Source organism: Streptomyces sp. NBC_01410, from assembly GCF_045040195.1.
Classification (GTDB): domain Bacteria; phylum Actinomycetota; class Actinomycetes; order Streptomycetales; family Streptomycetaceae; genus Streptomyces.
Genome location: NZ_CP109530.1, coordinates 3,387,244 through 3,412,768, shown reverse-complemented (window position 1 = coordinate 3,412,768; position 25,525 = coordinate 3,387,244). Strand labels below are relative to the sequence as shown.

Below are 25,525 nucleotides of genomic sequence, written 5' to 3'. Positions count from 1 at the left end.
ACGGGAAGGGGCGGGGTGGGGGAGAAACCCCCGCGGTGCACGCGACCGCCCGAGCCAGACGTGCACCCCGACCAAACGCACCGCGAGGCCCTCACAGCCCCGCCACCCCCACCGCCCCACCCATCCGCGCATACCCCGCATCGCTCGGATGCACATGATCCCCGCTGTCGTACACAGGCCTCAGCCGCCCCCGCGCATACGGATCCCGCAGCAGCCGGTCGAAGTCCACGACCCCGTCGAAGATCCCACCCGCACGCACGACCGCGTTGATCTCCTCCCGCACGGCCTGGACCGAGCGCGTACACCCCCGGTACCCACCGCACGGCAGCAGCGTCGCCCCGACGACCCTCAGCCCCCGCGCGTGCGCCCGGCGCGTGAGTTCGGCGAGCCCCGCCGTGATCCGGTCGGCCTTCGCCGTGCGCGGCGCGCGCAGCAGGTCGTTGATGCCGATCGCGACGATCACCGTCTTCACGCCCGGCCGCGCGAGCACATCGCGGTCGAAGCGCGCGAGCGCACTGGGACCGCGGCCGCCTACGAGGAGGCGGTTGCCGCTGATACCGGCGTTGAGCACGCCGTAGCGGGGCGCGCCCCGGCGGCCCAGCCGGTCGGCGAGGACGTCCGGCCAGCGCCGGTTCGCGTCAACCGTCGCCGTGGTCCCGTCGGTGATCGAGTCGCCGATCGCGACGACCGCGCCCGCCGCCTCCCGGGTCAGCACGTCGACCGCGGTGACGTGCTGCCAGGCGTGGATCCGCGAGGTGTACGCCTCCCCGCCGACGTCCGCCGCACGGTCGCCATCCGCGACGTACGAGGTCTGCCGCGCCCGCGGATGGACGGTGACGGGCCCGCCGGGCGTGGCGACGCTGACGAGGAGGTCCCCGTCGTACGGGATCTTCAGCACGACGGGATCGCTGACGGACTGCCCGCCGGGCGCGATGGTGACCCCGCGCAGGCCGTGGAAGGTCACCTGCCGCAGGCTGCCGGGCACGGCGTCCGCGCCCCTGCCCGCGCGCAGGGCGAGCGAGACCTGCGCGACGGTGAGCGGGCGGCGTCCCAGGAGGTTGGAGAGGGTGAGGCGGGCGGCGGTCCCGCCGATGCTGGTGTGCACGACATTGCGTACGGAGCGGGCTCCGTGCTCCCCGTGGCCGGCGCCCGCCGCGGCCTCGACGGGCGGCGCCGACCACGTCCCGACCCAGACCGCGGCCCGGGCGGCGGCGGGCGTCCGGGCGGCGGCGCGGCCCTGGAGGGCTCCGACGCCGACGTATATCGCGCCGCTGATCAGGAGGACCACGGCGGTGAGGGCTGCGAGGCTCGCATACCCGCGTCGCTTGTGCATGAGCACATCATGGGACATGTCGCGGGAACTCGAAGTGCGTCCCGGGAGTACCTGAGGTAGGGACATTGCGTACGGGGCGCGCGCGGACGGGTGGAGCGTATGGAACGTACAGATCCGGAACGTACGGAACCAAAGGCGATCGCAGGCGGCGAGCCCTGCGGGGACCGGCCCAGCCAGGACCGGCCCGGCGGGGACCGCCCCCGCCCCCGCACGCCGCTCCCCTCCTTCGCGTACACCGCTGCCGACGCGGAGAAGATGCGCGGCGTGCGCCGGATGAAGACGACGGCGACCGGCGCGCTGGTCCTCGTCGCGCTGATCTTCGCTCTCGCCACCTGGGCGAAGAACTCCGGCGCGGGCCCCTGGGCCGGCTACGTCGCGGCCGCGGCCGAGGCCGGCATGGTCGGCGCCATGGCCGACTGGTTCGCGGTCACCGCGCTCTTCCGGTATCCGCTGGGCCTGCCCATCCCGCACACCGCGATCATCCCGAACAAGAAGGACCAGCTCGGTACCACGCTGGGATCCTTCGTCGGCGAGAACTTCCTCTCCGCCGGCGTCGTACGGGAGCGCCTGCACGCGCTCGGCATCGGGCGCCGCTTCGGAGCCTGGCTGGCCGAGCCAGCCCACGCCGACCGGGTCACGGCCGAACTGTCCACCGCACTGCGCGGCGCGCTCACCGTGCTGCGCGACTCCGACGTCCAGGCCGTCGTCGGCGAGGCGATCACCCGCCGCGCCGACAGCGCGGAGGTCGCCCCCGGCATCGGCAAGACCCTGGAGAAGGTCGTCGCCGACGGTGCCCATCACCGCGCCGTCGACCTGATCTGCGCCCGCGCCCACGACTGGCTGGTCCTCCATTCGGACTCGGTGATGGACGCGGTCGAGGGCGGGGCGCCGGGCTGGACCCCGCGCTTCGTGGACCGGAAGGTCGGCGAGCGGGTCTACAAGGAACTGCTGCGCTTCGTCACGGAGATGCGCGACATGCCCGCCCACCCCGCCCGCGGCGCGATCGACCGCTTCCTGACCGACTTCGCGGCCGATCTCCAGTCGGACACGGACACCCGGACGCGGGTGGAGCGGATGAAGTCGGATCTGCTGTCGCGTTCGGAGGTGCAGGACGTGATCGCGTCGGCCTGGTCCTCCGTACGCACCATGATCATCTCGGCGGCCGAGGACGACCGCAGCGAGCTGCGGCTGCGCGCCCGCGCCTCGCTGCTGTCGCTGGGCGCGCGGCTTGCGACGGACGGCCGCCTGCAGTCGAAGCTGGACGGCTGGATGGAGGACGCGGCCGTGTATGTGGTGACCACGTACCGCGCCGAGATCACCTCTCTGATCTCGGACACCGTCGCCGGCTGGGACGCGGAGCACACCTCGCGCAAGATCGAGGCGCACATCGGCCGCGACCTGCAGTTCATCCGGATCAACGGCACGGTGGTCGGCGCGCTGGCCGGGCTGCTGATCTACACCGTGGCTCACGCGCTGGGCGCGTGACCGATCCCTGCCGTACGGCCACGCGCCCAGTTACCTGGGGGAGGTGCTGAGGAGTACGTACGGCAGGGCGCGCGCGTTCAGCGCGGGCAGCGGCGGCTCAGTGGAAGAGCTGCCCGCGCAGCGTCGATCTTCTGCCGGAATGTCACTCGCTCACTTGCTCACTCGCAGCCGACGCCGTCACCGTCGCGGTCGAGGTGCCGCCCGTACCCGGGCTCCCCGGCATGGATGGGCGCGGCGCCGGCGGCGCGTACGGCGGCGCAGTTGTCGTAGTACGTACTCCCGCCACCACCGCCGGTGCTGCCCCCGGTGCTCCCTCCGGTGGAACCGCCGCTTCCCCCGCTCCAGGACTCACAGCCGACCCCGTCCCCGTCCCGGTCGAGGTGGGGCCCGTAACCCGGCTCCCCTTCGTGAATGGGATCGGCGCCGGCGGCCCGTACGGCATCGCAATTGGCGTACGAGACCGCGGGCTTCGCGGGTTTGGGTGTCGGCGTCGGCTTCGGCTTCGGTGTGGGCTTGGCCACGGTGATCCGTACGACGGCGGTTCCGGTCAGGCTCTGCCCGGCCACGTCGACGCGGTAGGTGAACTCGTCGTCCCCGCCGTAGCCGGGACTGGAGGTGTACGTGATGGTGGTCCCGTCGACCACGGCGGTCCCGTGGGCGGGCGCGGCGTCCACAGAGACGGTGAACTGCCCAGCGGTCAGGGCGGTTTCAACGTTGCCGGTCCTACCGTCCTTGAGGGTGACGCTGTCGTTTCCCAGCACCTTCACCTCGATCGCCTTCCCCGCGTCGGCGCTCTCCTGATCGTCGACGAGACCGAGAGCCGCCTTCACGGACGGCGTGGGCGCCGCGGAAGTGGTCGTCGCGGCGAGGGGTTTCGCCGCCCCCGGGCTGTCGCCCCCGCACCCCACGACCCCCAGGGCCATGACTGCCGCACCGGCGATTAACGCGAAGCGCTTGTCTGCGCCTGTACTACCTATACCTGACATGTGTCCCCCAAGGCATACGGATCAGAACCGAGGGTGCTGAGCATGACATTCCGGTTCAGTCGGCCGAGGCGATCGCGGAATCTCGTATCGCAGTTGTGATGAAGATGTGCGTACGCCGGTCAGAACTGGCCGCATAACACGCCTACTCGATCAATCAGGTACGAAGAACGCTACGAACTGCTCACCGGGAGGCAGCCCCGCGCAGCGCGCCCGGACCGGGGCATCGGCGATCTCGGGCCGGTGAACCGGAGCGGCCTGGCAGCATGAGCGCGTGCTGCCCCCACGCCTGCTCTGGCGCGACCCGCGCCCGATCCCTCGCCTCGACCCACAGGACCCGGTCACGGTCATCGTCTGCGATCCCGCGTTCCATGAGCCGCGCGACGAAGATGACTGCACGGTGTTCTCGTACGCCTGTCTTTCCCACGATCAGGCCTACAGACGCGGGGCGTGCGGGGACGGTCCGCACCTCATCGCGCTGGAGTGCACGGTCCACGGCTTGGAGAGCATGTGGCCTCAGCCCACCATGATGCGGTTCCCGGAGGGCTTCACCCCGCCACTGAGTGCTGAACAACACGCCCAGACCCGGGCTGCGTGGGACGAGGCCCTCTGAGGTTGGCCAGACAGGTCAACTCGCCACTCGCTGTGCGATCTCCTCTTCCGTGGCCCGCCACACGGCATCGCGCTCGTCCGCGTCCTGGAGGTACTTGCTCGGCACGGCCTGCTTCAGGCGCCGCTGGTAAAGACCCGAAGGATGCTCGCCGGCCGCCAAGTTGACGACATCGCGAGCCGCTTGCGCCACAGAGCTCCCGATGAGGTAGCTCGAGAGCATGAACGCGCTGCGCGTAAGGAAAGGCAACGGCGCGGTCAATCCGGTTCCGCGCACCGGCCCAGGGCCGTACACGTAACTGCGGATGCCCTTTTGCCCGTAGCGTTCTTGGAAGTCGATTCCCAAGTAGTCGTTGGCGATCGAGATGGTCTCGATGGCCTTCATGCTCGAGTATCTGACCTCGCCGTGGAGGTTGGTCCGGTCCAGTTGCTTCTTGACCGAACCGCCTCCGGAAACCGCGATGATCCGCGCGTCCCGACCCTCCAGGACCGGGAGAAAGAGACTGTTGAGGTAAAAGCGGGCAAGGTACTGCGTGGCATAGGTGAGCTCCGCACCTTCGGCAGTCAGCGTGCGCCGTACGGCCGTGCCTCCGGCAGAGTGCACCAGGATGTCAAGAGCCTCGTAGCGTTCCATGTACGCCTCGGCGAACTCCCGCGTGCCGCTCATCAAAGACAGGTCCGCTGTCAGGACGTCGACCGTGGAACCGGTCTCACGCCGGATCCTGTCCGCCGCCTCGGAAGCCACCCTCTCGCGACGTCCCGTGATGACGATATCTGCCCCGAGGCGGGCAAGTTCCATGGCCGCGTATTCACCAATTCCGGCCGAGCCTCCCGTGATGAGAACACGCTTGCCGCTCAGCGTCGTTTCGTTGGTCATGCCTGTTGTCCCTCTTGGATTTCGGTCTGTCTGGGCTTTGAAGGAAGCTGCGGCCGGATCTGACCGGCCGCAGCTGATCCACGGTTCAGGGGCTGGCTCCACCTGCGGGTAGTGCCCGTTGACGGAGTGGCGCGCTCAGCCATGGGGCCGACGTCGTCGCTTCCGCGGGCCCGAAAAGGTCATGCCGAGCCTGGGCGCCAGAATGTCGCGCATGGTGACAAATGTGGCGATGAGTAATGCGGCGGCGGTGCCTCGCTTCGGCCTGACGTCTTTACCGCGGCCGAGGCGGGCCAATTGCTGCTGGTGCCAGGCGCTGTCGAGGAACGCGTCGACCGCCTTGCGGCCCGTGCTCCGCGGCCGGGCCGAGCTTCGTTCAGCGCTGCCGGCCAGCAGATCACGGGGGAAGCCGGGGTCGTGGGTTATCGGCCGGGCGAGACCGACTACATCCACCGCGCCGCTGTTCAGCGCGTCAATCATGACCTGGCGGGTCCTGAAGCCGCCGGTCAGCATCATGGGTACGGTCACTTCCTTGGAGAACCGTTCAGCGAACTCCAGGAAGTAGGCCTCGCGTTGACGGGTCGAATCGCGCGGCGAGGTTCCTGCGAACATGGCAGTGTTTTCGTAGGTGCCGCCTGAGATTTCGATGAGGTCGACACCTTCCGCTTCCAGGGCCTTGGCCACGGTCTGGGAGTCATCGGGCTCGAATCCACCGCGCTGGAAGTCGGCGGAATTGAGCTTGACGGCGACCATGAAATCGTCGGGGGTCACCGTCTTGACGGCCCGGAACACCTCGATCAGCAGCCGCATACGGTTCTCCAGCGAGCCACCCCACCGGTCGGTGCGCCGGTTGCTCAGGGGGGACAGGAACTGGTTGAGGAGATAGCCGTGGGCGGCGTGCAGCTGAACTCCGTGGAAGCCGGCGGTCGCGGCGACCTCGGCGGCGCGGGCGAACCGGCCGATGATGTCCGCGATCTCCTCTTCCCGCAGGGCGCGTGGCGGACGGAAGAGGCGATCGGCACCCGTGGACAGGGGAACGGCGGACGGTGCCACCACGTCCTGCCGACGTCCCGGCAGTGTGTTGCCGCGCATGGTCTGCCTGCCGGGATGCGAGAGCTGCAGGATGAAACGGGCCGGCGTATCGGCGGTGACAGCCGACCAGCGTCGAAGCGCGTCGATGTGGCGGTCGTCCTCGATCACGACATTGCGCGGCGCCTCGAGCGACGAGCCGTCGACCATGACGTTGCCGCTGATCACCAGGCCGACGCCGGACGTGGCCATTGCCCGGTACGCCCGGATGAGCTGTGCGGTCGGGGCACCGAACCTGTCGGCCAGGTGCTCGCTGGTCGCCGCCTTGGCGAGTCGATTGGGCAAGGTGAGGCCGCAGCCCAGGGTGAGGGCTGAGGACAGCGCGGCTGGGTCCGCATTCGGCGAAGGTGACATGAGCCCGCAGATGCCTCTCTGAGAAACGCCGCTGTACGGCGTACCTGGACAACGTACATGGACACCGTACAGGGAAGACCTGTACAAGGTACATGGACACCGTACAGGCGAACCTGTACAAGGTACAGTCATCGGCATGGTGAAGAAGCGGGACATTGCTGAGGCGCGCGAGCGGCTGAGCCGGGACGCCATCGTGACGGGCGCCATCGCTTTGGCTGACGCCGAGGGCCTCGGGGCGGTCACCATCCGGCGGCTCGCTCAAGCTCACGGCGTGACGCCCATGGCGCTGTACTGGCACTTCAAGGACAAGGACCAGTTGCTCGACGGAATCGCCGAGCGGCTTTTCAGCGAGGTTCAGTTCCCGCCCGCCGACTCCGCGCCCTGGGACGAGCAGCTTCGGGCACTGCTCATGGCGCTGGTCGCGGCACTGCGACCCCATCCTGCAGTTGCCGGGCTTGCCCGGGCCTCCATCCTCTCCTGCGAGCCCGGACTGGCAGTCGCGGAGCACACTCTCTCGCTGCTGCGCCAGGCAGGCTTCGATGCGGACAAGTCCGCGGAAATCGGCGGCTTCCTGCTCACCGCCGTCGTGACGCTGGTGTCCGACGAGCCAGGCATGGCGTACGGAGCCGACGCTGAGGCCCGCGAAGACGCCATGCGCGTCAAGCGAGCCTCACTCAGCGCTCTGTCACCCCGCCGCCACCCCAACGTGGTCGCTTCTGCGGAGGCTCTGGCGGCGTGCACGGGCCCGGAGGCCAACCATGAGCTGGGCATCGACATGCTGGTGACCGGCATCGTGTGCATGGCGGAAGGGCGCGTCACCAGCCACTGAGTGCCCGTTGCGGACTCGATCCGTCACTCGATACTGAGACGCCCTGTGAGCAACGTGGCGTGATTGGCGAAGAGGGCGTCCAGGCGGAACTCACGGCTCAGGTCGCCGGTCCACTGGGCATCGGGCAGATCGCGCTGGCTGGGAGCCTTGGCGATAGGGGCCCGGGTGCACTGCGTGAGGATCCACCGCGCCTGCACCTGCCCGGTGGGCGGGTTTGCGTACACGCTCGCGGCCGGCCGCCACAGGTGATCGCCGGTCGCGTTGTCCGGCTCGACGACTCCGACGACGGCGATGTCACCGAGGCCGACGGTCAGCTCGTCCAGCGGGAAGACGGTGAGGCGGCTGCGGACGGAGTGAAGGGCCTTGGGCACAGCGGCAGTTCGGCCCGCCGATCTCGGCCGGTACGACATCCACTCCAGCATGCGCCAGCAGATCGGCGACTACCTCGCGGGCACCTACCCCTACCTCGGCTGAGGCGCCTCCGCCGCCTCCACCCGTTCCACATCGCGCTCGACGCAAGCCACTCGGAGCGCGGTGGGGCATGACCGGAAGCGTCACCTCACCGACCTTCGGGTTCATCCCCGGGAAGGCGAGGTGTGGCTGAAGTCGGCCGTCGCCGCGATGGCAAAGGCAGATTCAAGCCAAGGGGCGTGAAGAAGGCGTACTTCAAACCTCGTTGAAGCCACGCGACGCGTCGTAGATGTCGGTCTCGATGACGACCACGAAGAAGCTCGTTACGACGTACAAGAAACCGTGGGACGGCCGAGGATAGCTGAGACGGAACCATGGACCCATCACGTTTCGGCCACCGGCCGCACACGCAACACGGCTCTCAGCCATTCCGCTTCACGGGAACTCCACGCGATTGACTCAGGTGCATGCAGTCCGTCCATGATTCCGCCGGGCTGAACCTGCGGAGCCGCATTGGCGCCAGCCCAACATCATTCTCTTGCCCCGCTGTTCACGCCGTGCCTACAGTGACCGCTGCGACTAGCCAGCGGTTCTGACCAAACCGCCCGGGTCATGTGCAGTCGAACGAACGGGCGGGTGACCGTCGTCACGGGGGATCGAAATTGAGACTGTCGTCAGACAGAAATAATGATCATGAAGAGACTCGCGGCTGCTGCGGAGGGTTCAGTGTGCCGTCATGGGTGCGTGACGCAGACCTGTCTCTTCTCACGGAGCGCGAGCGTGAGGTCCTCGCCGCGCTGGGTGCCTGCCAGCCAAACACGGTGATAGCCGACCGTCTCTGCATCACGGAACGGACGGTGAAGAAGCATGTCACCAGCGTCTTCATCAAGTTGGAGATTACGTCGCGGACGGAAGCGGCCGTCATCGCGATACTCAGGAGCGCCCCGCATGGTGCCCATTAGAACACTAGTGCCCACGCCCAGGGTCATGACATCTTCAGCCGGGTCAACATCAACCGCAGGGGAGAACAACTGTGTCAGTGTCAACTCTGGAACGGGAATCCATAGTCGGCGAATCGGTACAGGCGAAGGCCGTCAGCGCCTACACGAACGCGTCGATCGGCGCGTACGTGGCTGCGACCACGGCGCCCGCACGTGCCATCGCGTCGATCAAGACGAAGGTCGACAAGGGCCTCGTCCGCTACGACGCCTGGTTCCTGATCTTCACCGCTGTCATCCTCGCCCTGGGCGCCACCATCTTCGCCGGACTGGTCGTCTGGTGTGTGGTGAAGCAGAACAAGAGGTTCAGCGGCAACTGGTCCTTCAAGAACTTCGGCCTGAAGGTCAGCGCCGAATGCGTGTAGCAGCCTGACGGCTGTGTTTGCCAGGTGCCCAGGAAGCTCCCCGGTAGTACCCGGGCTTCCTGGGCACCGCCCTGGTTGACGGACTCGGTAAAGGATCAACGCGATAGTGTCTCTCCTGAATGTCAACGACGTCAGCTACTCCTATGACGGCATTGTCAACGTTCTCCTGGATGTGTCCTTCACGGTCGAGGAAGGCACGATCGTCGGTCTCGTCGGCCCCAACGGCTCCGGCAAGTCCACACTGATCAGGAACATCTTCGACCTCGTACGCCTTCAGTCCGGGTTCATCCGGATCGGCGGCCATGAGCACGCCCGGCCCGAGGCGAAGCAGCGGGGCATGTATCTGTCCAGCAACGACTACCTGCCCGAGTTCCTCACCGCCCGCGAGTACATCTCCATGATGGGCAAACTGTTCGACCTCGATGTCGACCACGATGAGGCCATCGGCCTGTTCCGCAAGTTCTCCATGGATGGCCGCTACGACCACCTCATCGAGGACTACTCACACGGCATGCGTAAGAAGACGCAACTGGTGTCCGCGCTCGTCATGCGTCGGCCGCTCACCATCATCGACGAGACCCTCAACGGCATCGACCTCGAAGCGCTGCACCTCGCCGAGAAAGAGTTCCGGCGGGTCCGCGACGCGGGCCGCTCGATCCTTCTGTGCACGCACGACTTCGCCGTGCTGGAACGCCTGGCCGACAGGACCCTCTTCCTCGACCTGGGCCACGTGGTGTACGACGAGCCGACGAAGGATCTGGTCGAAGAACACGGATCGCTGGCTGCCATGGTGTTCGACTACCTCGAAACGTCCCAGCGATGACGGCGGTACGGCTGAAGCAGTCCGCCGTCCTGGCCCGGATGCTCCTCGTCTTCTTCCGCCGCCGGGTACTGCGGGCGGGAGTCCTGAAATCCACCCCGGTCAGAGTGTTCGTCATGGTGGCGGCCGTGCTGCTCCTGGGCGTCATGTGCACTGCCGCCTACTTCTTCCTGCGTCCCCTGGCCGACGAAGCGGCCGTATGGCGGCTGCTGTTCGACACCTCGACGGTGTCTCTCCTGCTGTGGGTGCAGATCGCGTTCCTGCTGGTGAAGGTGTTGTTCATCAACGCCGAAGGGATGCTTCAGCTCAGCTATCAGCTACCGGTCACCAACCGGGAACGCTCGACGGCGTTCCTCATGTACGAAGCGGCGATGACCGCCATCGTGGCCGCCGCCGGCCTGGTCTCCCTCTCCGTCAGCGCGCTGATCCTCCTCGGCCCGTCCGCGACCGGGTACATCACGGCATCGGTCATCCTGCCGGTCGCCCTGACTTACCTGGTGCTGTCTGTTCTGTACCAGCTGCTGACCCGGATGTGGATGCTGATGGGGCTCAGCCGGATGGCGGGCATCCTCAACGTGCTCGTCCTGTTCGCGGTGCTGGCCTACTACTCCGCGCTGATGACACCGATGATCCAGGACATCTCCGGCGCGTATCTGAGCAAACGGACTGAGTACACGTGGGTCACGTCGGTGTCCTGGGCGTGGAACGAGCACGGGCCCTGGCTGACCCTGGCTGCCGCGGTGGCATTGTCGGCCGTACTCATGGCCCTGGCCTTCGCGCTCGCCCCGAACCAGCACGTACGCCAGTCCCGCTACCTGAAACTCCCCGGAAGCGTGCGGCTGCGAGACGTTCTGGGACCTTATGACTGGTGTCTGCTGCGCAGCGCGCAGACCGTTGCCGCCGTCGCGATGGCGGTCGCCGTGTTCGTCTACCTGCTGCTGGCGAAACCATCGATGAACCCCATGTGGGGTCTTGCTGCCCTGTCCTTTGGTGGCCTGTATCAGTTCACCGCCACCGAGCCGTTGCGGATGCTGCCTGGCGCTCGGGCGTCGGCCTGGGTGGTCTACGTACGGCTCATCAGGGCGCAGCTGGTCTTGCTCTCGGTGTTCGCCGTGCCCGCTCTCGCGATCACGACGGCGATCTACCCGGACCGGTTTCTCTCCAGCGGAGTGGCGCTGGCATCCTGCCTGGGCGGGGCGGTCATGACCACGTGTATCAGCATCGTGTTCCCGGCAGAGAAGGACAATCCGTTCTCCGTGTTCCTGGGGCTGTCCGTGGTCGTCATCGTTCTGGGCCTGTCAGTGATCGGGCTGGGCATGCTCAGTCTCCCGCCTTGGGCGGTGATGGCTTGCCTTGCCGGGGCGGCCGTCGCGTTCGTCTGGTACGCGGTACAAGGAATCCACACAAACGAGTCGAGGAGAAGGAATGCTCAAGGCACGGTCGGTCGTGAAGGTCGCCATAGGGGCCGCGCTGCTCACTCTGGTCACGGTGGTGGCGACCCTGCTCACCCTTATGTTCTCAACGGGCAGTGATGAGTTCGGCGAACGGAAAGCGTTCTTCGGGTCGTTGGTCTTCGAGACGGTGGAGAAGGACAACGGGGCAACGGGCATCACCACCGGCATCGACAATCCGGTCCCGATCATCGTCTTGTTCCTCGTGCTCACCGTCATCTTGACGATGGTCCAGATCATCTACCGGGGGTTGAAGCAGCGCCGTGACCAGCTCCTCAACGAGACGCCCGGCAACTGACCTGAAGATCCGCACGGTTGGCTGGACGGTGGCCGCCCAGGTGTGGCCACTGCTGGCGTTCGCCGGTGTCCTCCTGGCCATGGCTCTGGTCTGGATGGCGCGCTCCGGTGACCCGGTACCGGCCGAGATGGCGTGGGTGCTGCTGGTCAAACCAGCCACCCTGGGCCTCGTGGCCCCGTTCGCCCTACACGAGTCGGCACACGCCCTCGTCCTTAAACGGATCCGCACAGTCACTCACATCGCGATCGAGCGGACAGCGTGGCGTACGTCGGTAATCCCGGAAGGGACCATGAGTGCATGGCAGACAGCTGTGGTCGCCCTGGCCGGGCCGTCTGCTTGCATCGCGGTGGGCGCCCTTCTTTGGCTCCCCGACCTCGACCGGTCCTTGGCCTGGTGGTACCTCGCGCACATCGTGTTCCTGCTGCCGTTCTTCGGCGACGGCCGGGCCCTTTGGCACAGCTTCCGCGCGACATGGCGACAGCCAGAAGACAGTAGTTGACATCCTCCGCCCCGTGACGGTCACCGGGTTTCCCGGAAACTTGTCAGGTTGGGCCGTGTGGATCGGCGAGGTGGGCTTCGAGGTCGCCGAGGCGCCGGTCTTGGAAGCGGAGATTGGAGCGGGCGGCCTTGAGCCGCTCGTCGAGGGTGTGGTTGTCGGCCGTCAGCTGGCGGATCCTCTGCTTGTGGGTGGTGTTCTCGGTGGCGATCCGCTGGATGGCCTCCTCGGTCCACTCGGCCTGCAAGTCTCGGATCTGGCCCAGGAGTTCGCCGATGCGGGTGCGCTGGGTGAGGATCTCGGCGTGTGCGGCGTTGAGGGCGCCCTCGGCGTTCAGCGCGCGTTCGCGCCAGGTCGCCTCGCGCTTGCCGTCCTGCTCGGCGAGCATCCGGGTCTGGCGTTCGCTGGCCTCGGGGTTGTCGTAGAGGAAGGTGCGCGAGACGTCCGCGCGGCGGGCGACAGCGGCGACGCTGACCTGGGCCTTCTCGCGCCGCAGCCGGGCGATGGCCTCACGGACGCGCTGGAGGGTGGCTTCGGTCCTCTGGCGGCGGGCTGCCAGGGCTGCGGCCGTGCGCGGTTCGGAAACGAGGGCGGTCTTCATGCGACGTCCTGTTCGGGGTCGGCGTCGACGGCTGTACGTGTATCGCTGCCGGGCGGTGCCCAGGACATCGGCGGAACCGCTGCACAGTGCGCGGTGCGCGAATGTCTGGAGGAGACCGGCATCGTCGCGGAGATCACCGGCTTCCCCGGGGTCTACACCAACCCTCACCACATCGTCGCCTACTCCGACGGCGAGATCCGCCAGCAGTACGAGAACACCTACATCGGCCGCCCGATCGGCGGCGAGCCCACCATCAACGACGAAGCCGACGGCGTCCGCTTCGTCCAGCCCGCCGATCTCGACCAGTACGACATCCACGCCAGCATGCGCCAGCAGATCGGCGACTACCTCGCCGGCACCTACCCCTACCTCGGCTGAGCCGTCAGCGCCGCCTCCACGCGCTCCACAGCGGCGAAGATCTCCGCCACCCGCTCCTCGGCGGTGGTCCGATCGCCGTCGGGGGTCGTCGTCACCGGCCGGGTCCTCGGTCCCTGGGTATCGGTGGACCTTTCGCCTCGCCTGCGGCGCACGCACGTGGTGCGATGAAACAGGGGGTCGGGAAGGAGAGAGCGATGATCCCACCGGCAGGGGAGCGCAAGAGTGGCACGGGCCCTGTGTCGGTCCGCCCGCTGGGTGAGGCGGACCTGGATCGGGCCGACGAGATCTTCAGGGTCGCCTTCGGGACGTTCCTCGGGGCTCCCGAGCCGAAGACGTTCTTCGGGACCGCCGACTACGTCCGCACTCGCTGGGCGGCCGATCCACAGGCGGCCTTCGCAGCGACGGTCGAGGGCGAAGTCGTTGCAACGAACTTCGCCGTCAACTGGGGCAGCGTCGGGTACTTCGGTCCGCTGAGCGTGCGTCCGGACCTGTGGGACCAGGGCGTCGGCAGGCGCCTCATGGAGCCGGTCATGGACTGCTTCGACACCTGGGAGAACCGCCACCTGGGCCTGTTCACCTTCTCGCACAGTCCCAAGCACCTTGAGCTCTATCGCCGTTACGGTTTCTGGCCCCGATTCCTCACAGCCATCATGAAGAAGCAGGTGGCAGGCAGTGCCGCAGTCCCCGGCCGAGTGCTGTACGGCCGGCTGCCCGCCGCCGAGCAGCCCGACGCACTGGCCCTCTGTCGCGCACTGACCGGGGCCGTGTACGAGGGCCTGAGCCTGGAACGCGAGATCGTGGCCACGCACGCGCAGGGGCTCGGTGACACCATTCTGCTCCAGGGCGCCGGCTCCGAGCTCGATGGCCTGGCCGTCTGCCACTGCGGAGCCGGGTCGGAGGCCGGCGAGGACGTGTGCTTCGTCAAGTTCGGAGCCGTACGCCCTGGCCCGGAGGCCGCCAACCGGTTCGAACGACTGCTTGGCGCGTGCGAGCAGCTGGCCGCCGAGCGCGGCCTGGGTCAACTGGACGCCGGGATGAACCTGGGCCGCCCGGATGCCTACCGTCGAATGGTCGACCGCGGTTTCCGCACCTGGTTGCAGGGCGTGACCATGCACAGGCCCAACGAACCCGGCTACAGCCACCCCGACGCCTACGTGATCGACGACTGGCGCTGAGACCCCTCCACACTCGGCCCGCGAGGAAGGCCCGGTGCTGCCCGAACCCGGGCTCTGGCACACAGTCCGTGAACCATCTTGGGTTCGGCTTCATCGGGCTCTTGCGGTCTCCGATCGGTGCTGGTCGCGCGCCTCGCTCCTCCGGCTGACGCAGGGCCGGCACGATCTCTCACGGAATGTGTGCCAGAACCCGAGAACGGGAGGCACCCGGCAGCTGGCCTTGCCTCCGAGCGTCGTCCCGATCCGCCTTCCGATCATGCCCTCCCGGACAGACCCTGGGCTGTCCGCCGGCGCGGGGCCTCGTCATCGGGGACGTCCCGGGAGGTGACGTGGAACGGCACCCCGAGGCGGTCGGCCCCGGCACGGCCCGCCTCAACGGCGGTCGTGCCCGGCTCGGGGTCGCCGGGGCGGTGGTGGACGGTCGCCGGTGCCTCCTTTGAACGTCGTCAGTACGCCCCGAACGACCAGAAGACGCCCACCTCGTCGTCGGTCACCGCGATCAGGCCCAGGTCCTCGAGGAGGTCGAGGCCGTTGAGGTACTCGGAGGTGAGGAAGCCGTGGGACTCAGTCCCCTGGAGGCCCGCTGCGAGGAAGTCCGGGGCCGGGTCAGAGGCGGCGGTCGTCGCGTTGGTCCAGTAGCGCGCGGTGGGCCCGTACCGATCGAGCAGGGTCCGGGCATCCGCCAGCACGGCGTCCCGGTCCGGGCGGGAGCGGACGGGGGCGGGTTCCGACTGCCATTCCTCGGCCATGATGGCGAGCGCGGCGACCGCCGCCTCCACCTCCAGGGGGTGCAGGCGACCGGGCAACTCTGATGAGTCCGGGGGATCGAAGGGGTACGCAGGCACCGTGTGGCGGGCGGCGTTGGTGCGGTCCCAGTCCAGTCGGACCCAGCCCCGGGGGTCAGGGACCGACCGGTGCAGCACGGCGCGGACATCGTGCGCCCAGTCCTCGTACCGCCGAGGGCCAGTAGCCGCAAAGGTGTACGTGTCGTCGAGCAGCCGCAGCGCCGCCGCGTTCCAGGGACAGCGACGGTAGCGGAACTCCGCCAGCAGACTGCCAATTTGACGGGCAAAGGCGTCCTTCGGCTCGCGGGGGATGCGCCGGAGCTGGTCAAGGGCCCAGTGGATGAGCTCGCCCCCTCCTTCCGCTGCAAGGCGGACCGGCCCCTGCGGAAGCGGGAGGTCCCTTCCGTCCCATAGTGCCTCCAGGTGCGCATCGAGCAGGTCCAGGGCGGGCCGGTCGGCAGGCAGGGGCATTTCGCCACTTTAGGCCCTCTCTTTCGGGCCATGCCGGCCTGGGGTGATCGGCGTGACGCTCGCTGCGGCAACGATGCGGAGGAGCGACGACAGCGTGCGTCAGCTGCCCCAGGAAAGCGCGGTGCTGTCGAAACTCGTGAACATTCCGTCCCGGCCTCGGGAGCCTGGTGCCGCCCATACCAGTGTCGAAGAGCTGTCCGTTCCTATGAACGAAGCCACCCTCCGCGCAGGCGCGACGGCACGGGTCTCCTGCCGTCCTGCAGTGGCCCGATCACGCAGCCTGGGGCTGGGTGTTCGGACCAGGTGAGGTGCGCCTGTCAGTTGAGTGTCGACGAGGTCCGTTGCCCTACGGCTTCGACGGTACGACCGGCGCGGGCAGGTCCAAGGCGCGGGCGAGCGCGGCGGTGAGCGAGGTGGCGTGGTTGGGCAGGTGCTGTGTGGCCCAATCGGCAGCCACTCCGAGGAAGTCGGCCAGGTCGCGCTCCGCGCCGGCGAGCAGGTGGCGCAGTTCGGCGGCGGATAGCTCGATCACCGGGCTGTCGTCCCGCTCGGCGTCGACGGTCAATCGGACCGAGTCGCCGAGGCGCTCGGCGAGCGGGGAGGGGTCATGGCCGAAGTAGCCTCCGCCGTCGCCGTCGAGGACCTCAAGCCAGTCGTGCCGCTCCTCCAGCCCGTTGCAACACCCGGGCACCAAGGTGATCCCGGTGGCGGTGTCGGTGACCCGCAGGCCTCCGGGCGAGAGAACGTCTTCCATGGTGAGCAGTCCGTGCAGGAAGGCTCCGAGTGGATCGGCGGGCCGCGGCGGGCTGTCGTCCTCGGGGTCGACGCCGTTGTAGTCGGCGATGCGCATGACGCCGTGCCCACCTCGGCCGGACTGAGCGCGCCACAATCAAGTAGGGCTCCCCAATGAACTCCCAGTCTAATGAGGGGTTTTGGCGCATCTGCGTACGCATTGATGAAGACTTAACGGATGATAGGCATATCCCTGTGCTCCGGGCATGCAGCGCAGTGCTGCCTGGCGCGGTGGGATGCCTACTCGGGCCCAATCGACGTGTGGGATGCGGAGGAGTGATGTGACCGGTGGACTGAAGGGAGTGGCATACGAGAGGTGGCAGACCGCGCTTGAACGGGAGTTCTTCGGGCTGCACATGGCCGGCCACGCAGTGGTCTTGTATGTCGATGAAACTGCGGAGAGCACGCTCATGCATGGCAACGGCCTGCCGGTTGAGCTGGCCGACGCGGTAAGCGCGGAGCTCCACTGGGACCGGCCTCCTGAGATGTTCAGTCGGCTGCAGTGGCGGTGCCGTCACTGGGCGAGCGGGGACCAGAGTGATGCCCCGCCGGTCCTGCCGGTCCTCGCGGTTAGCGTGCTGGCAGCTTCCAAAATGGCCACGCAGGGAGATATTTCATCTTCCAACTATTACGAGCGCCTGGCTGAGGTGTTCAGCGTCGGACCGCGTGAACGGGACAACCTGCGTTCCCACTTCAGGCCAGTTGCGGACATGTGGGAGTTGCTGGACACCTGGCTGAAGACGAGAGGTGGCGAACGAGGCCACAGCACCGTTGCCGGCGACAGTCACTTGACCCGCATCGGATACCCCATCTCGCAGGCCCTGCTGCGTGAGCAAGACCGACGCATCCTAACTGCCTTCTTCGCGTCGACTGGCGTCAAACCCGGGAGTCCAGATGAATTCCCGGGACAGGAGATCATCAGGCGCTTGAGACTCTGGACCGCGTCACACGGGCGTGGACTGTCGAGCCCACTCATGAAGGTTCTGCACCGAGCTGGCGCCGCGCCAGAAGCGGCAGACAAGCGTCTGGTGCTGGCTGAGCTGCTCGAACATCTCGTCGAGCACTGGGACGGCACACTGTACGAGCGTGGTCTCCGGGCGCGTCGGGTGTCTTCGCTGCGGCTTGTCCTTACGAAGCGGGCCCGTCAGCTCCGCTGGGCAGCTGAGGCCGTACCTGGAATCCGGACGGCTTCAGTACGCCGCAACGGCTCAAGCGCGCAATACTACGAGTTGTCGGATCCCTACGGCGGCTTCTACACAGGCCTCGAAGAACTTGACGTCACCGCCCATCAGCTGACGCATGGACTTGTCCTCGACAATGAGGACCTCTACCTGGCCTGGGCACCCCAGTCGCTTGTCTTCTTCATTGAGGACGAGTACAGCGGCGATCTCGTCAGCGTTGGCACGTTCAGCCCTGGAGAGCCCCACACCCTGCTGGTCGCGAATAGTGAACTCGATGACGTGCGGTCAGTGCTGCGAGAAGTCGCCGATGGTGAGCGGGTCGACGAGCGTAAAGCGCCGCTTGTCGGCTGGACGCTGATCAGAAACGTGGACCTAGGGGCGGCGGTTACTCCGGCGGCCCTGCTTAAGGGGGGTATGCCACAGGCTGCGCACTTCGTGCCATCGACGCGCCGGGGTATCCGGTTCACGGGCGGCCTGCGGATCGGCACAGAGCTTGGTCATCACCACTATCTCCAGGGGGGCATCCCAGACTGGCTGTTGCCGCGAGACATATCGCAAGGGGAAGTCACGCAGCAGGTGACACTGAGTGGCGAAGACGGCAGTTACGTCCATGACTTCCCGTTGCAGAAGGTACTCAGACCCTTTCCGGCGAGGCTCATGCCGCTCGATGACGGAACCTACCAAGTGAGCACGCCAGACCAGGGCAAGGAGACCTTCACCGTCTCCTCGGCACTGTGCGAGCGGGAGGCTGTAAGCGCCGGGAGCATTGCGCATCGCTGTGGCGTGTTGGCAGCGGCCGACGCGGAGAGGTTGGCACCCGAAGAGCGTGCGATCAGGGGCGCGAAGGCACCTGAGCAGCTGACACTGCCGAGGACCCTGATGATCCCGCGGCGTGTGAAGGAGCTTGTACTCATCGGCGCGAACGGGGAGCCATTGCCGCTGGATCTTCCGGATATCCCGGACTGGATGAGTGAGCGGCTCCCGGACGAGGCATACGGCTACTGCGCCGAGGTGACCATCCCTGATGGTTACGTCTGGCTGATCCAACGCTGGCAGCACCGCACAACGGTGAGGAGGTTGGACCCGGGTGGGCCGGCATCTCAGCCAATCCCAGCAGCCGACGACACGGAATGGGCGGAAACGGTGCTGTCCGCAGCCTCAGTGGCAGCTGGGCCTTTGTGGGACGTGTATGTCACAGCAGCGAGGGATGTGCTGACGTGACCCGGCCACCACCTACCGACGTTGGCGGACTGCTGCTGCGTTGGGCCAGCGAGCTGGGCTCGGGTCAGGTTACGGACCTGAAGCGCGGCATCGCTTGGCTGGCCCGCAGCGAGAACCTTCCCATTTCGTATGGTGCGGCGGGCCGGTGGGTCAGGGACTGCCAGGCGCTGGGCCACCTCGATGTGGACTGGCCGTCTGGCCGTTGGAGCGCAGCCCCAGGCGTGCTCACCAGGCTGCCGTCGGCCAGTGGCTTTGCCGCGCTCGTGGGGAGCCGCACGACCCGGTTCGAAGAACGGGTAAAGCGGTCGGAGTGCGAGGACATTGAGTTGGTCAGGGTTCCCAGCTCGCTCCCTGCGACCGATGTCCCGGTGCCTGATACGTGGCTGGTGCAGTTCGAAGATTCCGCAAGGCTCGCAGAGACCGCGGCGAGGCTTGGCGTTGAATATTCCAATTGCTTCGCCATCCAGGCCGCCGCATGGCTGCCCCCACTCAAACCCGGTTCCCTGGCGGCGGGGCCAGCCTCCGGTACCGCTGTGGAGAGATACGACTTGGAACTCGAGCCGTCGGTATTTGTGCCGACCCAGCGCTGGGAAGAGGACGGACTCTACCGCTTCAGGCGTGCCGACCACCGCGTCGTGTGTCAAATTCTCCACGAAGGCACATGGAAATCCGTATCGCTCGAGCGCGGTGTCTACCTGGAGCTGGATCGGCTGGGAGTTGAGCCCCGGAAGAATCTTCGCTGGTTCCAGGAGCACGGGAAGGGTAGGGAGCGTTTTGGCCGATTGATTGTCGACTGGGGGAAACCTCTTCCGGATCTCCAGCGGCGCATTGCTGTCATGTGTACAGCGCTGCCACCTGAATTCGGTTCGAAATGCAGGACGATCACCTATCGCAATGTTCCTCGCGCCGTTGCCGAGCGCATTGCTGTATCGCTCAAGCAAGAGCTTGGTGACAGGAACGACTAGGAGGACCTTTCGAGTGTCCGAAGACGGTAACAACCTTGATATTAATGGGTCGTTTGAGCAATTGCGTGATGCACTGTTCCGTTACTACGACACTCCCTTTGGGCTGGCGAATCTGCAGCTCATGCGAGAGCGCCGCGAGCTCCTTGACAGGGATGGAGGCGCCTGGCGGAGGCCACTGATTGAGATCCGCCCGCATTACAAGTCCTGCGGAATGGACATCGCCGGGTCGGTGGCAGCGGCAGGAGCACCCGGAGAGCTTGCTGAGCTGATCAGCTGTGGGCTGATGGAAGGCATCGAGAAGATGCACTCCCACCAGCACCAGTCGTTGGTGGCCGCTGTACGCGACGGCAAGGACGTAGTCATCACTGCTGGAACCGGCTCCGGCAAGACCGAATCATTCATGGCACCTGTCATGGCTGAGCTGGTACGGGAGTCCGAAGCCTGGGTGAACGGGACACCGGCGAATCCGGGGAAGTGGTGGTCGGGCGCTGGTGGTTCGTATGTTCCGCAGCGACGCGGCGAGACTGGACACAAAGCAGCGGTGCGCGCGCTGGTGTTGTATCCGATGAACGCGCTGGTTGACGACCAGATGATGCGACTGCGCAAGGCCCTCGACAGTGATGCGGCGCGGCATTGGGCTGATAAGTACCGCAACGGTCATCGGTTCTACTTCGGTCGGTACACAGGAGCTACCCCGGTGACCGGGGAATCGAGCAACAATCAGGCAGTCACGAAGCTCGGCACCCTGCTACGGGAAACCGAGAGGCGGTCGAACCGTGCCAGGGAGATTGCGGGCGAGGGCGGCGAGCAGTATTTCGTGCCGCGCGTGGACGGCGCCGAGATGCGGTCCCGATGGGACATGATTGACTCTCCGCCGGACATTATGATCACCAATTACTCGATGCTGAACATCATGCTCCAGCGGTCTGAAGAGGACGCGATCTTCGAGCAGACCCGGAAATGGCTGCGCGATGACCCGACAGCGAAGTTCACGCTGATCGTCGACGAACTCCACATGTACCGGGGTACGGCCGGCACTGAGGTCGCGTACCTACTGCGCAACCTGCGCCACCGGCTGGGGATCGATGAGCGGCCGGAACAGTTCAGAGTGCTTGCTGCATCCGCCTCATTGAACCCGCAGCGTGACGGTGGATTCTTGGAGGAATTCTTCGGAGTTCCGCAGGACCGCTTTGAGGTGCTGGGCGGTGAACTCGATCTCCCGATGGCGGATACTGCCAACATCTCAAAGCATGCGGAGAGGCTGAGCAGGGTCGGTGAGTGTCCATCCCCTGCGGAGTCTGCCCAGGTACTACGGGAAACCGCCGCGCACCGAGCTCTGGTAACGGCTCTCTATGGCGGTGAAAGACTTGTCGCGCGACTGGACAGCGATGCTGCCGACATCCTCTTCCCGGAAGTGGATGAACAGACAAGGACAAGAGCCTTTCGTGGTCTCCTCACCGCTTTGAGGACCGCAGATGAAGAAGTGACGGGGCTGCTCCCCAAACTGCGCGGCCACCTCTTCTTCAGGAACATCCCCGGAATCTGGGCTTGCTCGGATCCAGACTGCTCCGGAGTTGAACGCACGGAGGGCGACGACCGGACGGTCGGCAAGCTATTCGCACGTCCGACTTCCCGGTGCAGTAGCTGCGCCTCCCGCGTCCTAGAACTGCTCTACTGCCAGAACTGCGGTGACGTGATGCTTGGCGGATACGCTCCGGCTTCGGCGATCACGGCCAAGAGTTTTGACGGTGGACTGCTGCCCGACGTGCCAGATCTGGAGGCACAGGCTGAGGGCGCGTCGCTGGGAGCAAGTGCGGCGAACTACATCGTGTACTGGCCGCGCACCCAGGAGCCTGTGATTGACGCCCCCGACTTTGCGTGGAGGAGCTCCTCTGAGGGCGGCGTGCGGAGTGCCGAATTCAAGTTCAAGCGCAGCAAATTCAGCCCGCGTACAGGGCATCTGGCCAACTCCCGTGACCGGAGTGAGGCTACGGGTTGGTCATTCCACGTGACGGTCCCCCAGTCGCGAAAGAAGCAACAGGCTCTCCGCCTGGAGCAGCTGCCCGCTGCCCCCACTAGGTGCCCTGCCTGTGGCGACGACTGGGAGACGCCCAGGATCAGGTCCGAAGTGCTTAGCTTGGGCGACAGGCGCCGGATGAGGACCCCTATACGTCCGATGCGTACTGGTTTCGAAAAGATCAACCAGGTTCTCACGACTAGCGTGCTGTCCGCGTTGGACCAGAAGAAGGCGGTCATCTTCTCGGATAGTCGCCAAGATGCCGCCAAAATCTCAGCCGGCCTTGGGCTTCGCCACTACCAGGACCTGCTCAGGCTGCTGCTCGCTGAGCAGGTGGGCGGACAGGGCAGCCCGGCCGACGACGCAGAGCTTGTGCGGAAGTACTTCAAGCGTGAGGGAACCGTCGACACGCAGACTGCCACCGATGCGCTCGCTCGTATGCGCTCTCGCGACAAAGACGCCGTGGTCGCACTCAGGGAGATCTGGAATGCAGACCCGATCGACGGAGTTCCTGACCCGGTTCGTGAGGGGGAGCTCCTAGCCCATCTCGGCAAGTACCCAAGCCTGAAGGCGCACTCAGCAGAGATCGAGGAGGCTCTCCTCACCCTCGGCGTGAACCCCGGCGGCCCCAAGGAAAGTCTGGAGCGGGTGGCGTGGCAGAGGGGGGCACCTGACCTGTCCTGGGCTTCCCTGTACGACTGGAGCAGGAAGCCCGTGGACCCGAGGTTCGGGCTTGAGGGGCGCCAGGAGAATCTCCTGAGGAGCATTCAGGAGTCGCTCCGCAGCGAGATGCTCGGAGGCCTTTTCGGCAGCGCCGGAAGGGACTTCGAGTCGCTGGGCCTCGGCTGGCTGAGCCTCGCGTCGGACATTTCTCCTGTAGGTGCTGATACCTCGTCGGATATTGCGCTTGTGCGGGCCAGCCTTCGTGTTCTCGGCCACCTACGCCGCTTTCAGGAACTGCGGGACGGGCGGGCTGAGCCGCCCGCACCTTTGCGGATCTTCTGGGAGGCTGTCGCCGCGGATCTAGGCCAGGATCCGGAAGATGTACGCCGCAGGGCTGAGCGGGCCTGGGGCGACGCCGTAGTCAATTACGTCATCAATCCGGAGAAGGTCAGTCTTCGGCCAGCTGGCCGGCATATGTGGGTCTGCGCGAAGTGCAAGCGTAAGCACTTGCACAGGGGAGTCGGCCTCTGCACGAAGCCCAAGTGCGGGCGCCTGCTCCCGTCAGAGCCGACACCAGTGAGCAGGGCGGATGACGACTACTACGCCTGGCAGGCGTCCGAGGGCAACGGCAGGTTCCGCCTTAATTGCGCAGAGCTGACTGGCCAGACGGATCGGCTTGACGCACAGGCACGGCAGGCCCGCTTCCAGGAGATCTTCCTTGAGGGCACAGAAACCAAGGGGCCCGACAGCGTCGATGTTCTCTCGGTGACCACGACCATGGAAGCCGGCGTAGACATCGGCTCGTTGGCCATCGTGCTCATGGCCAACATGCCGCCTACCCGCTTCAATTACCAGCAGCGTGTAGGCCGTGCCGGACGTCGTGCCGCGCCGGTGGCGCTTGCGCTGACCGTTTGCCGAGGCCGTAGCCACGACGAGCACTACTTCCAGGCACCGGAGCGGATCACCAACGACGAGACGCCCGAGCCGTACCTCTCGACGGACATGCGTGACATCTATCAGCGCGTTCTCGCTGCTGAAGTTCTCCGCCGAGCCTTCGCGGCGGTCGGTGGTGCCGGAGCAGATGGGCAGGAACTCGATCTGACACGCAATGTGCATGGGCAGTTCGGCACCGTTGCTGACTGGGGTCGGGTACGCAAGGCCATCAGTGTCTGGATCGACGGACACCACCAAGTCATCGCCGGGATCGCCCGCGCATTGGCGGCCCATACCAAGGAACCGGAGAAGGCACAGGATGCCTGCCACTGGGTCCGGAGCTACTTCGTCAGCGAGATCGATGACGTCGCTGATGCCGGACATGGCCACGGAGATCTCAGCCAGCGGCTGGCCGAAGAGGGCCTGCTGCCCATGTTCGGCTTCCCCACCAGCGTCCGGTACCTCTACACGCGCAAGCCCGACCGGGCTTACCCATGGCCGCCCGCTGGCGCAGTCGACCGGGGGCTGCCCATTGCGGTATCGCAGTTTGCGCCGGGCGCAGAGACGGTGAAAGACGGAGCGGTATATACGTCGGTTGGTGTCGTGAACTTCCGCCCTGCGGGATTCAATGCTCAAGCTGTCCGCGATCCGCTGGGTCCCGCGCGGCACATCGGAATCTGCCGCGCATGCTCCCATGTGGAGGAAGGGATCATGCCGACGGTGTCGACGGAAAACGACGAGCCGTTGTCCTGCCCCGCGTGCACCTCAGCCGAGGGTGCGTACGCGCATGTCGAGCTTCGTGAACCTGAAGGCTTCTTCGCACCTCCTAAGTGGCCCTACAAGCGCGACTTCGATGGGAACTTCTCTTGGCGTGCCCGCTCGCTCGCCCCCAGGACCGGGGCGAACCTCGAGACCGAAGCGCGTGAGCGCAACGTCGGCCCAGAGAGTATCGCTGTCCATGCCGGCAAGGGACGCCGATACGCGGTGAACGATAACGGCGGCAGCCTCTTCAGGTTCGCCCCCGTCCAGGCCGCCAACATGTGGTCTGGCGCCTACGCCGAGCTTGGCGCGATCGAGCGGTCACCACTGATTAAGGTGCACGAGGACCAGGCGATCAGCGTGGCGCTCGGTGCTACTCAGCGGACTGATCTGTTTCTCTTCGGTCCGCGTGAGCCGGTCTTCAGCGAATACGGATACCGGCTCGACCTGTCGCCCGTGCCGCATGTCAATGGCTTCCCCGACGACCGTACGGGCCGTAAGGCAGCCTGGTATTCGCTGGCAGCCCTGCTGCGGAAGTCCGCCGGGGTGCTGCTCGACATCCAGCCGTCTGAGATTGCCGCCGGGATCCATGGCGCGGTGACCAAGGACGTTGGAGCCAGGGTCTTCGCTTTCCTCTCCGACACCCTCGACAACGGTGCCGGGTACTGCACGCACCTCGCGGAGCCAGACACGTTCGGCCAGTTGATGGAGGCCACCGATGCCATGCTGGCAAAGCTCAGGGAAGGCAGCCACGGAAGTGAGTGCAGGGGCTCCTGCTACGACTGTCTGCGTGACTACACGAACATGGCCTACCACCCGCTTCTCGACTGGCGGTTGGCTGCCGACCTGCTGAACATCATGCGTGGCGACAGGCTTGACCTGGACCGCCAGAACGCAACCATCTTGTTGACGAACTGGGCCGCCGACACGGAAGAGGCGGGGGCGGTGATGGAGCTTGAAAGCCACCCAGTGGTGCTCTTCGATGAGCGGGTCGCGGTCGCCGTGAAGAACCCCTTCGAGATGGTTGGCGAGCATCTGGAGAGCAACAGGATTATGAAGTTCGGTGACGAGATTGCTCAGCAGGGATGGGACGTTGAGGAGGTCGTCTTTGTTGACGACTTCCTGCTGGAGCGGGTGCCTTCACGGTTCACTGTCCAGCTGCGTGACTTCCTGGACCAGTAGCTGGCCC

General features: G+C 66.2%; 21 protein-coding genes and 2 pseudogenes. 15 read left to right on the top strand and 8 right to left on the bottom strand.

Features of this window, described 5'->3' with window-relative positions:
* Positions 1 to 91: 91 nt before the first annotated feature.
* Positions 92 to 1,333 carry an SGNH/GDSL hydrolase family protein gene (locus OG741_RS15560; RefSeq protein ID WP_405598198.1) on the bottom strand — a complete coding sequence of 414 codons (1,242 nt, stop codon included), beginning with the start codon at positions 1,331 to 1,333 and terminating at the stop codon, positions 92 to 94.
* 99 nt (positions 1,334 to 1,432) lie between these two features.
* Here OG741_RS15560 and OG741_RS15555 point away from each other — a divergent pair, with 99 nt between their 5' ends.
* Positions 1,433 to 2,818, top strand: a complete 1,386-nt coding sequence (locus OG741_RS15555; RefSeq protein ID WP_405598195.1) for a DUF445 domain-containing protein — start codon at positions 1,433 to 1,435, stop codon at positions 2,816 to 2,818.
* Positions 2,819 to 2,976: 158 nt separating this feature from the next.
* On the opposite strand, the gene OG741_RS15550 is transcribed toward OG741_RS15555, so the two are convergent.
* A complete protein-coding gene (locus OG741_RS15550; protein WP_405598192.1) occupies positions 2,977 to 3,741 on the bottom strand; it encodes an excalibur calcium-binding domain-containing protein in 765 nt (254 codons plus the stop codon).
* A gap of 334 nt (positions 3,742 to 4,075) precedes the next feature.
* On the opposite strand from OG741_RS15550, the gene OG741_RS15545 reads away from it, so the two are divergent.
* Entirely contained in the window at positions 4,076 to 4,414 is a 339-nt protein-coding gene (locus OG741_RS15545) for a hypothetical protein (RefSeq protein ID WP_405598189.1), read from the top strand.
* A 15-nt stretch (positions 4,415 to 4,429) separates the two neighbouring features.
* On the opposite strand, the gene OG741_RS15540 is transcribed toward OG741_RS15545, so the two are convergent.
* Positions 4,430 to 5,287 carry an SDR family NAD(P)-dependent oxidoreductase gene (locus OG741_RS15540; RefSeq protein WP_405598186.1) on the bottom strand — a complete coding sequence of 286 codons (858 nt, stop codon included), beginning with the start codon at positions 5,285 to 5,287 and terminating at the stop codon, positions 4,430 to 4,432.
* A 135-nt stretch (positions 5,288 to 5,422) separates the two neighbouring features.
* A complete protein-coding gene (locus tag OG741_RS15535; RefSeq protein WP_405598183.1) occupies positions 5,423 to 6,727 on the bottom strand; it encodes an NADH:flavin oxidoreductase/NADH oxidase family protein in 1,305 nt (434 codons plus the stop codon).
* Positions 6,728 to 6,863: 136 nt separating this feature from the next.
* Between OG741_RS15535 and OG741_RS15530 the strand changes: the two genes are divergently transcribed.
* Positions 6,864 to 7,556 carry a TetR/AcrR family transcriptional regulator gene (locus OG741_RS15530; RefSeq protein ID WP_405598181.1) on the top strand — a complete coding sequence of 231 codons (693 nt, stop codon included), beginning with the start codon at positions 6,864 to 6,866 and terminating at the stop codon, positions 7,554 to 7,556.
* Between the two features lie 23 nt (positions 7,557 to 7,579).
* On the opposite strand, the gene OG741_RS15525 is transcribed toward OG741_RS15530, so the two are convergent.
* Positions 7,580 to 7,927: a hypothetical protein gene (locus OG741_RS15525; RefSeq protein WP_405598178.1), complete on the bottom strand. Its 348-nt coding sequence runs from the start codon at positions 7,925 to 7,927 to the stop codon at positions 7,580 to 7,582.
* On the opposite strand from OG741_RS15525, the pseudogene OG741_RS15520 reads away from it, so the two are divergent.
* From OG741_RS15520 to OG741_RS15490, 7 genes and pseudogenes are all read left to right on the top strand, one after another.
* Positions 7,923 to 8,030 (top strand): annotated as a pseudogene (locus OG741_RS15520) (NUDIX hydrolase); the annotation flags it as partial. The gene OG741_RS15525 and the pseudogene OG741_RS15520 overlap by 5 nt on opposite strands.
* A gap of 551 nt (positions 8,031 to 8,581) precedes the next feature.
* Entirely contained in the window at positions 8,582 to 8,929 is a 348-nt protein-coding gene (locus OG741_RS15515) for a response regulator transcription factor (protein ID WP_405598175.1), read from the top strand.
* A gap of 71 nt (positions 8,930 to 9,000) precedes the next feature.
* Positions 9,001 to 9,330, top strand: coding sequence for a hypothetical protein (locus OG741_RS15510; protein WP_405598172.1), 330 nt, complete (start codon positions 9,001 to 9,003; stop codon positions 9,328 to 9,330).
* A gap of 106 nt (positions 9,331 to 9,436) precedes the next feature.
* Positions 9,437 to 10,153 carry an ATP-binding cassette domain-containing protein gene (locus OG741_RS15505; protein WP_405598169.1) on the top strand — a complete coding sequence of 239 codons (717 nt, stop codon included), beginning with the start codon at positions 9,437 to 9,439 and terminating at the stop codon, positions 10,151 to 10,153.
* 113 nt (positions 10,154 to 10,266) lie between these two features.
* The gene (locus tag OG741_RS15500) at positions 10,267 to 11,682 is read left to right on the top strand and encodes a hypothetical protein (protein ID WP_405598166.1); all 1,416 of its coding nucleotides are present in this window, start codon (positions 10,267 to 10,269) and stop codon (positions 11,680 to 11,682) included.
* On the top strand, positions 11,639 to 11,899 hold the full coding sequence (locus tag OG741_RS15495; protein WP_405598163.1) for a hypothetical protein: 261 nt from the start codon (positions 11,639 to 11,641) through the stop codon (positions 11,897 to 11,899). Before OG741_RS15500 ends, OG741_RS15495 begins: the two co-directional genes overlap by 44 nt.
* A complete protein-coding gene (locus OG741_RS15490; RefSeq protein ID WP_405598161.1) occupies positions 11,865 to 12,398 on the top strand; it encodes a hypothetical protein in 534 nt (177 codons plus the stop codon). Before OG741_RS15495 ends, OG741_RS15490 begins: the two co-directional genes overlap by 35 nt.
* Positions 12,399 to 12,441: 43 nt before the next feature.
* On the opposite strand, the gene OG741_RS15485 is transcribed toward OG741_RS15490, so the two are convergent.
* The gene (locus OG741_RS15485) at positions 12,442 to 12,996 is read right to left on the bottom strand and encodes a DUF6262 family protein (protein ID WP_405605582.1); all 555 of its coding nucleotides are present in this window, start codon (positions 12,994 to 12,996) and stop codon (positions 12,442 to 12,444) included.
* A gap of 42 nt (positions 12,997 to 13,038) precedes the next feature.
* Between OG741_RS15485 and OG741_RS15480 the strand changes: the two are divergent.
* Positions 13,039 to 13,374: pseudogene (locus tag OG741_RS15480) on the top strand (NUDIX domain-containing protein); the annotation flags it as partial.
* A gap of 194 nt (positions 13,375 to 13,568) precedes the next feature.
* The gene (locus OG741_RS15475; protein WP_405598159.1) at positions 13,569 to 14,549 is read left to right on the top strand and encodes a GNAT family N-acetyltransferase; all 981 of its coding nucleotides are present in this window, start codon (positions 13,569 to 13,571) and stop codon (positions 14,547 to 14,549) included.
* Positions 14,550 to 14,995: 446 nt separating this feature from the next.
* On the opposite strand, the gene OG741_RS15470 is transcribed toward OG741_RS15475, so the two are convergent.
* Positions 14,996 to 15,805: a hypothetical protein gene (locus tag OG741_RS15470; protein WP_405598156.1), complete on the bottom strand. Its 810-nt coding sequence runs from the start codon at positions 15,803 to 15,805 to the stop codon at positions 14,996 to 14,998.
* 346 nt (positions 15,806 to 16,151) lie between these two features.
* On the bottom strand, positions 16,152 to 16,655 hold the full coding sequence (locus OG741_RS15465) for a hypothetical protein (RefSeq protein WP_405598154.1): 504 nt from the start codon (positions 16,653 to 16,655) through the stop codon (positions 16,152 to 16,154).
* Positions 16,656 to 16,878: 223 nt separating this feature from the next.
* On the opposite strand from OG741_RS15465, the gene OG741_RS15460 reads away from it, so the two are divergent.
* Genes OG741_RS15460 through OG741_RS15450 form a run of 3 tightly spaced genes read left to right on the top strand, consistent with a single transcriptional unit; the run spans position 16,879 to position 25,518 of the window.
* Entirely contained in the window at positions 16,879 to 18,999 is a 2,121-nt protein-coding gene (locus OG741_RS15460) for a hypothetical protein (protein WP_405598151.1), read from the top strand.
* Positions 18,996 to 19,964 carry a hypothetical protein gene (locus OG741_RS15455; protein ID WP_405598148.1) on the top strand — a complete coding sequence of 323 codons (969 nt, stop codon included), beginning with the start codon at positions 18,996 to 18,998 and terminating at the stop codon, positions 19,962 to 19,964. The genes OG741_RS15460 and OG741_RS15455 overlap by 4 nt, the downstream gene beginning before the upstream one ends.
* Positions 19,965 to 19,977: 13 nt before the next feature.
* Positions 19,978 to 25,518 (top strand): DEAD/DEAH box helicase, encoded by a 5,541-nt coding sequence (locus OG741_RS15450; RefSeq protein WP_405598145.1) that lies wholly within the window; start codon positions 19,978 to 19,980, stop codon positions 25,516 to 25,518.
* Positions 25,519 to 25,525: the final 7 nt, after the last annotated feature.

Coding starts and splice junctions, on each gene's coding strand:
- OG741_RS15560 (WP_405598198.1), bottom strand. CDS start 1,333: ATGCACAAGCGACGCGGGTATGCGAGCCTCGCAGCCCTCACCGCCGTG.
- OG741_RS15555 (WP_405598195.1), top strand. CDS start 1,433: ATGGAACGTACAGATCCGGAACGTACGGAACCAAAGGCGATCGCAGGC.
- OG741_RS15550 (WP_405598192.1), bottom strand. CDS start 3,741: ATGGCCCTGGGGGTCGTGGGGTGCGGGGGCGACAGCCCGGGGGCGGCG.
- OG741_RS15540 (WP_405598186.1), bottom strand. CDS start 5,287: ATGACCAACGAAACGACGCTGAGCGGCAAGCGTGTTCTCATCACGGGA.
- OG741_RS15535 (WP_405598183.1), bottom strand. CDS start 6,727: ATGTCACCTTCGCCGAATGCGGACCCAGCCGCGCTGTCCTCAGCCCTC.
- OG741_RS15530 (WP_405598181.1), top strand. CDS start 6,864: ATGGTGAAGAAGCGGGACATTGCTGAGGCGCGCGAGCGGCTGAGCCGG.
- OG741_RS15500 (WP_405598166.1), top strand. CDS start 10,267: ATGGTGGCGGCCGTGCTGCTCCTGGGCGTCATGTGCACTGCCGCCTAC.
- OG741_RS15485 (WP_405605582.1), bottom strand. CDS start 12,996: ATGAAGACCGCCCTCGTTTCCGAACCGCGCACGGCCGCAGCCCTGGCA.
- OG741_RS15475 (WP_405598159.1), top strand. CDS start 13,569: ATGATCCCACCGGCAGGGGAGCGCAAGAGTGGCACGGGCCCTGTGTCG.
- OG741_RS15470 (WP_405598156.1), bottom strand. CDS start 15,805: ATGCCCCTGCCTGCCGACCGGCCCGCCCTGGACCTGCTCGATGCGCAC.
- OG741_RS15465 (WP_405598154.1), bottom strand. CDS start 16,655: ATGCGCATCGCCGACTACAACGGCGTCGACCCCGAGGACGACAGCCCG.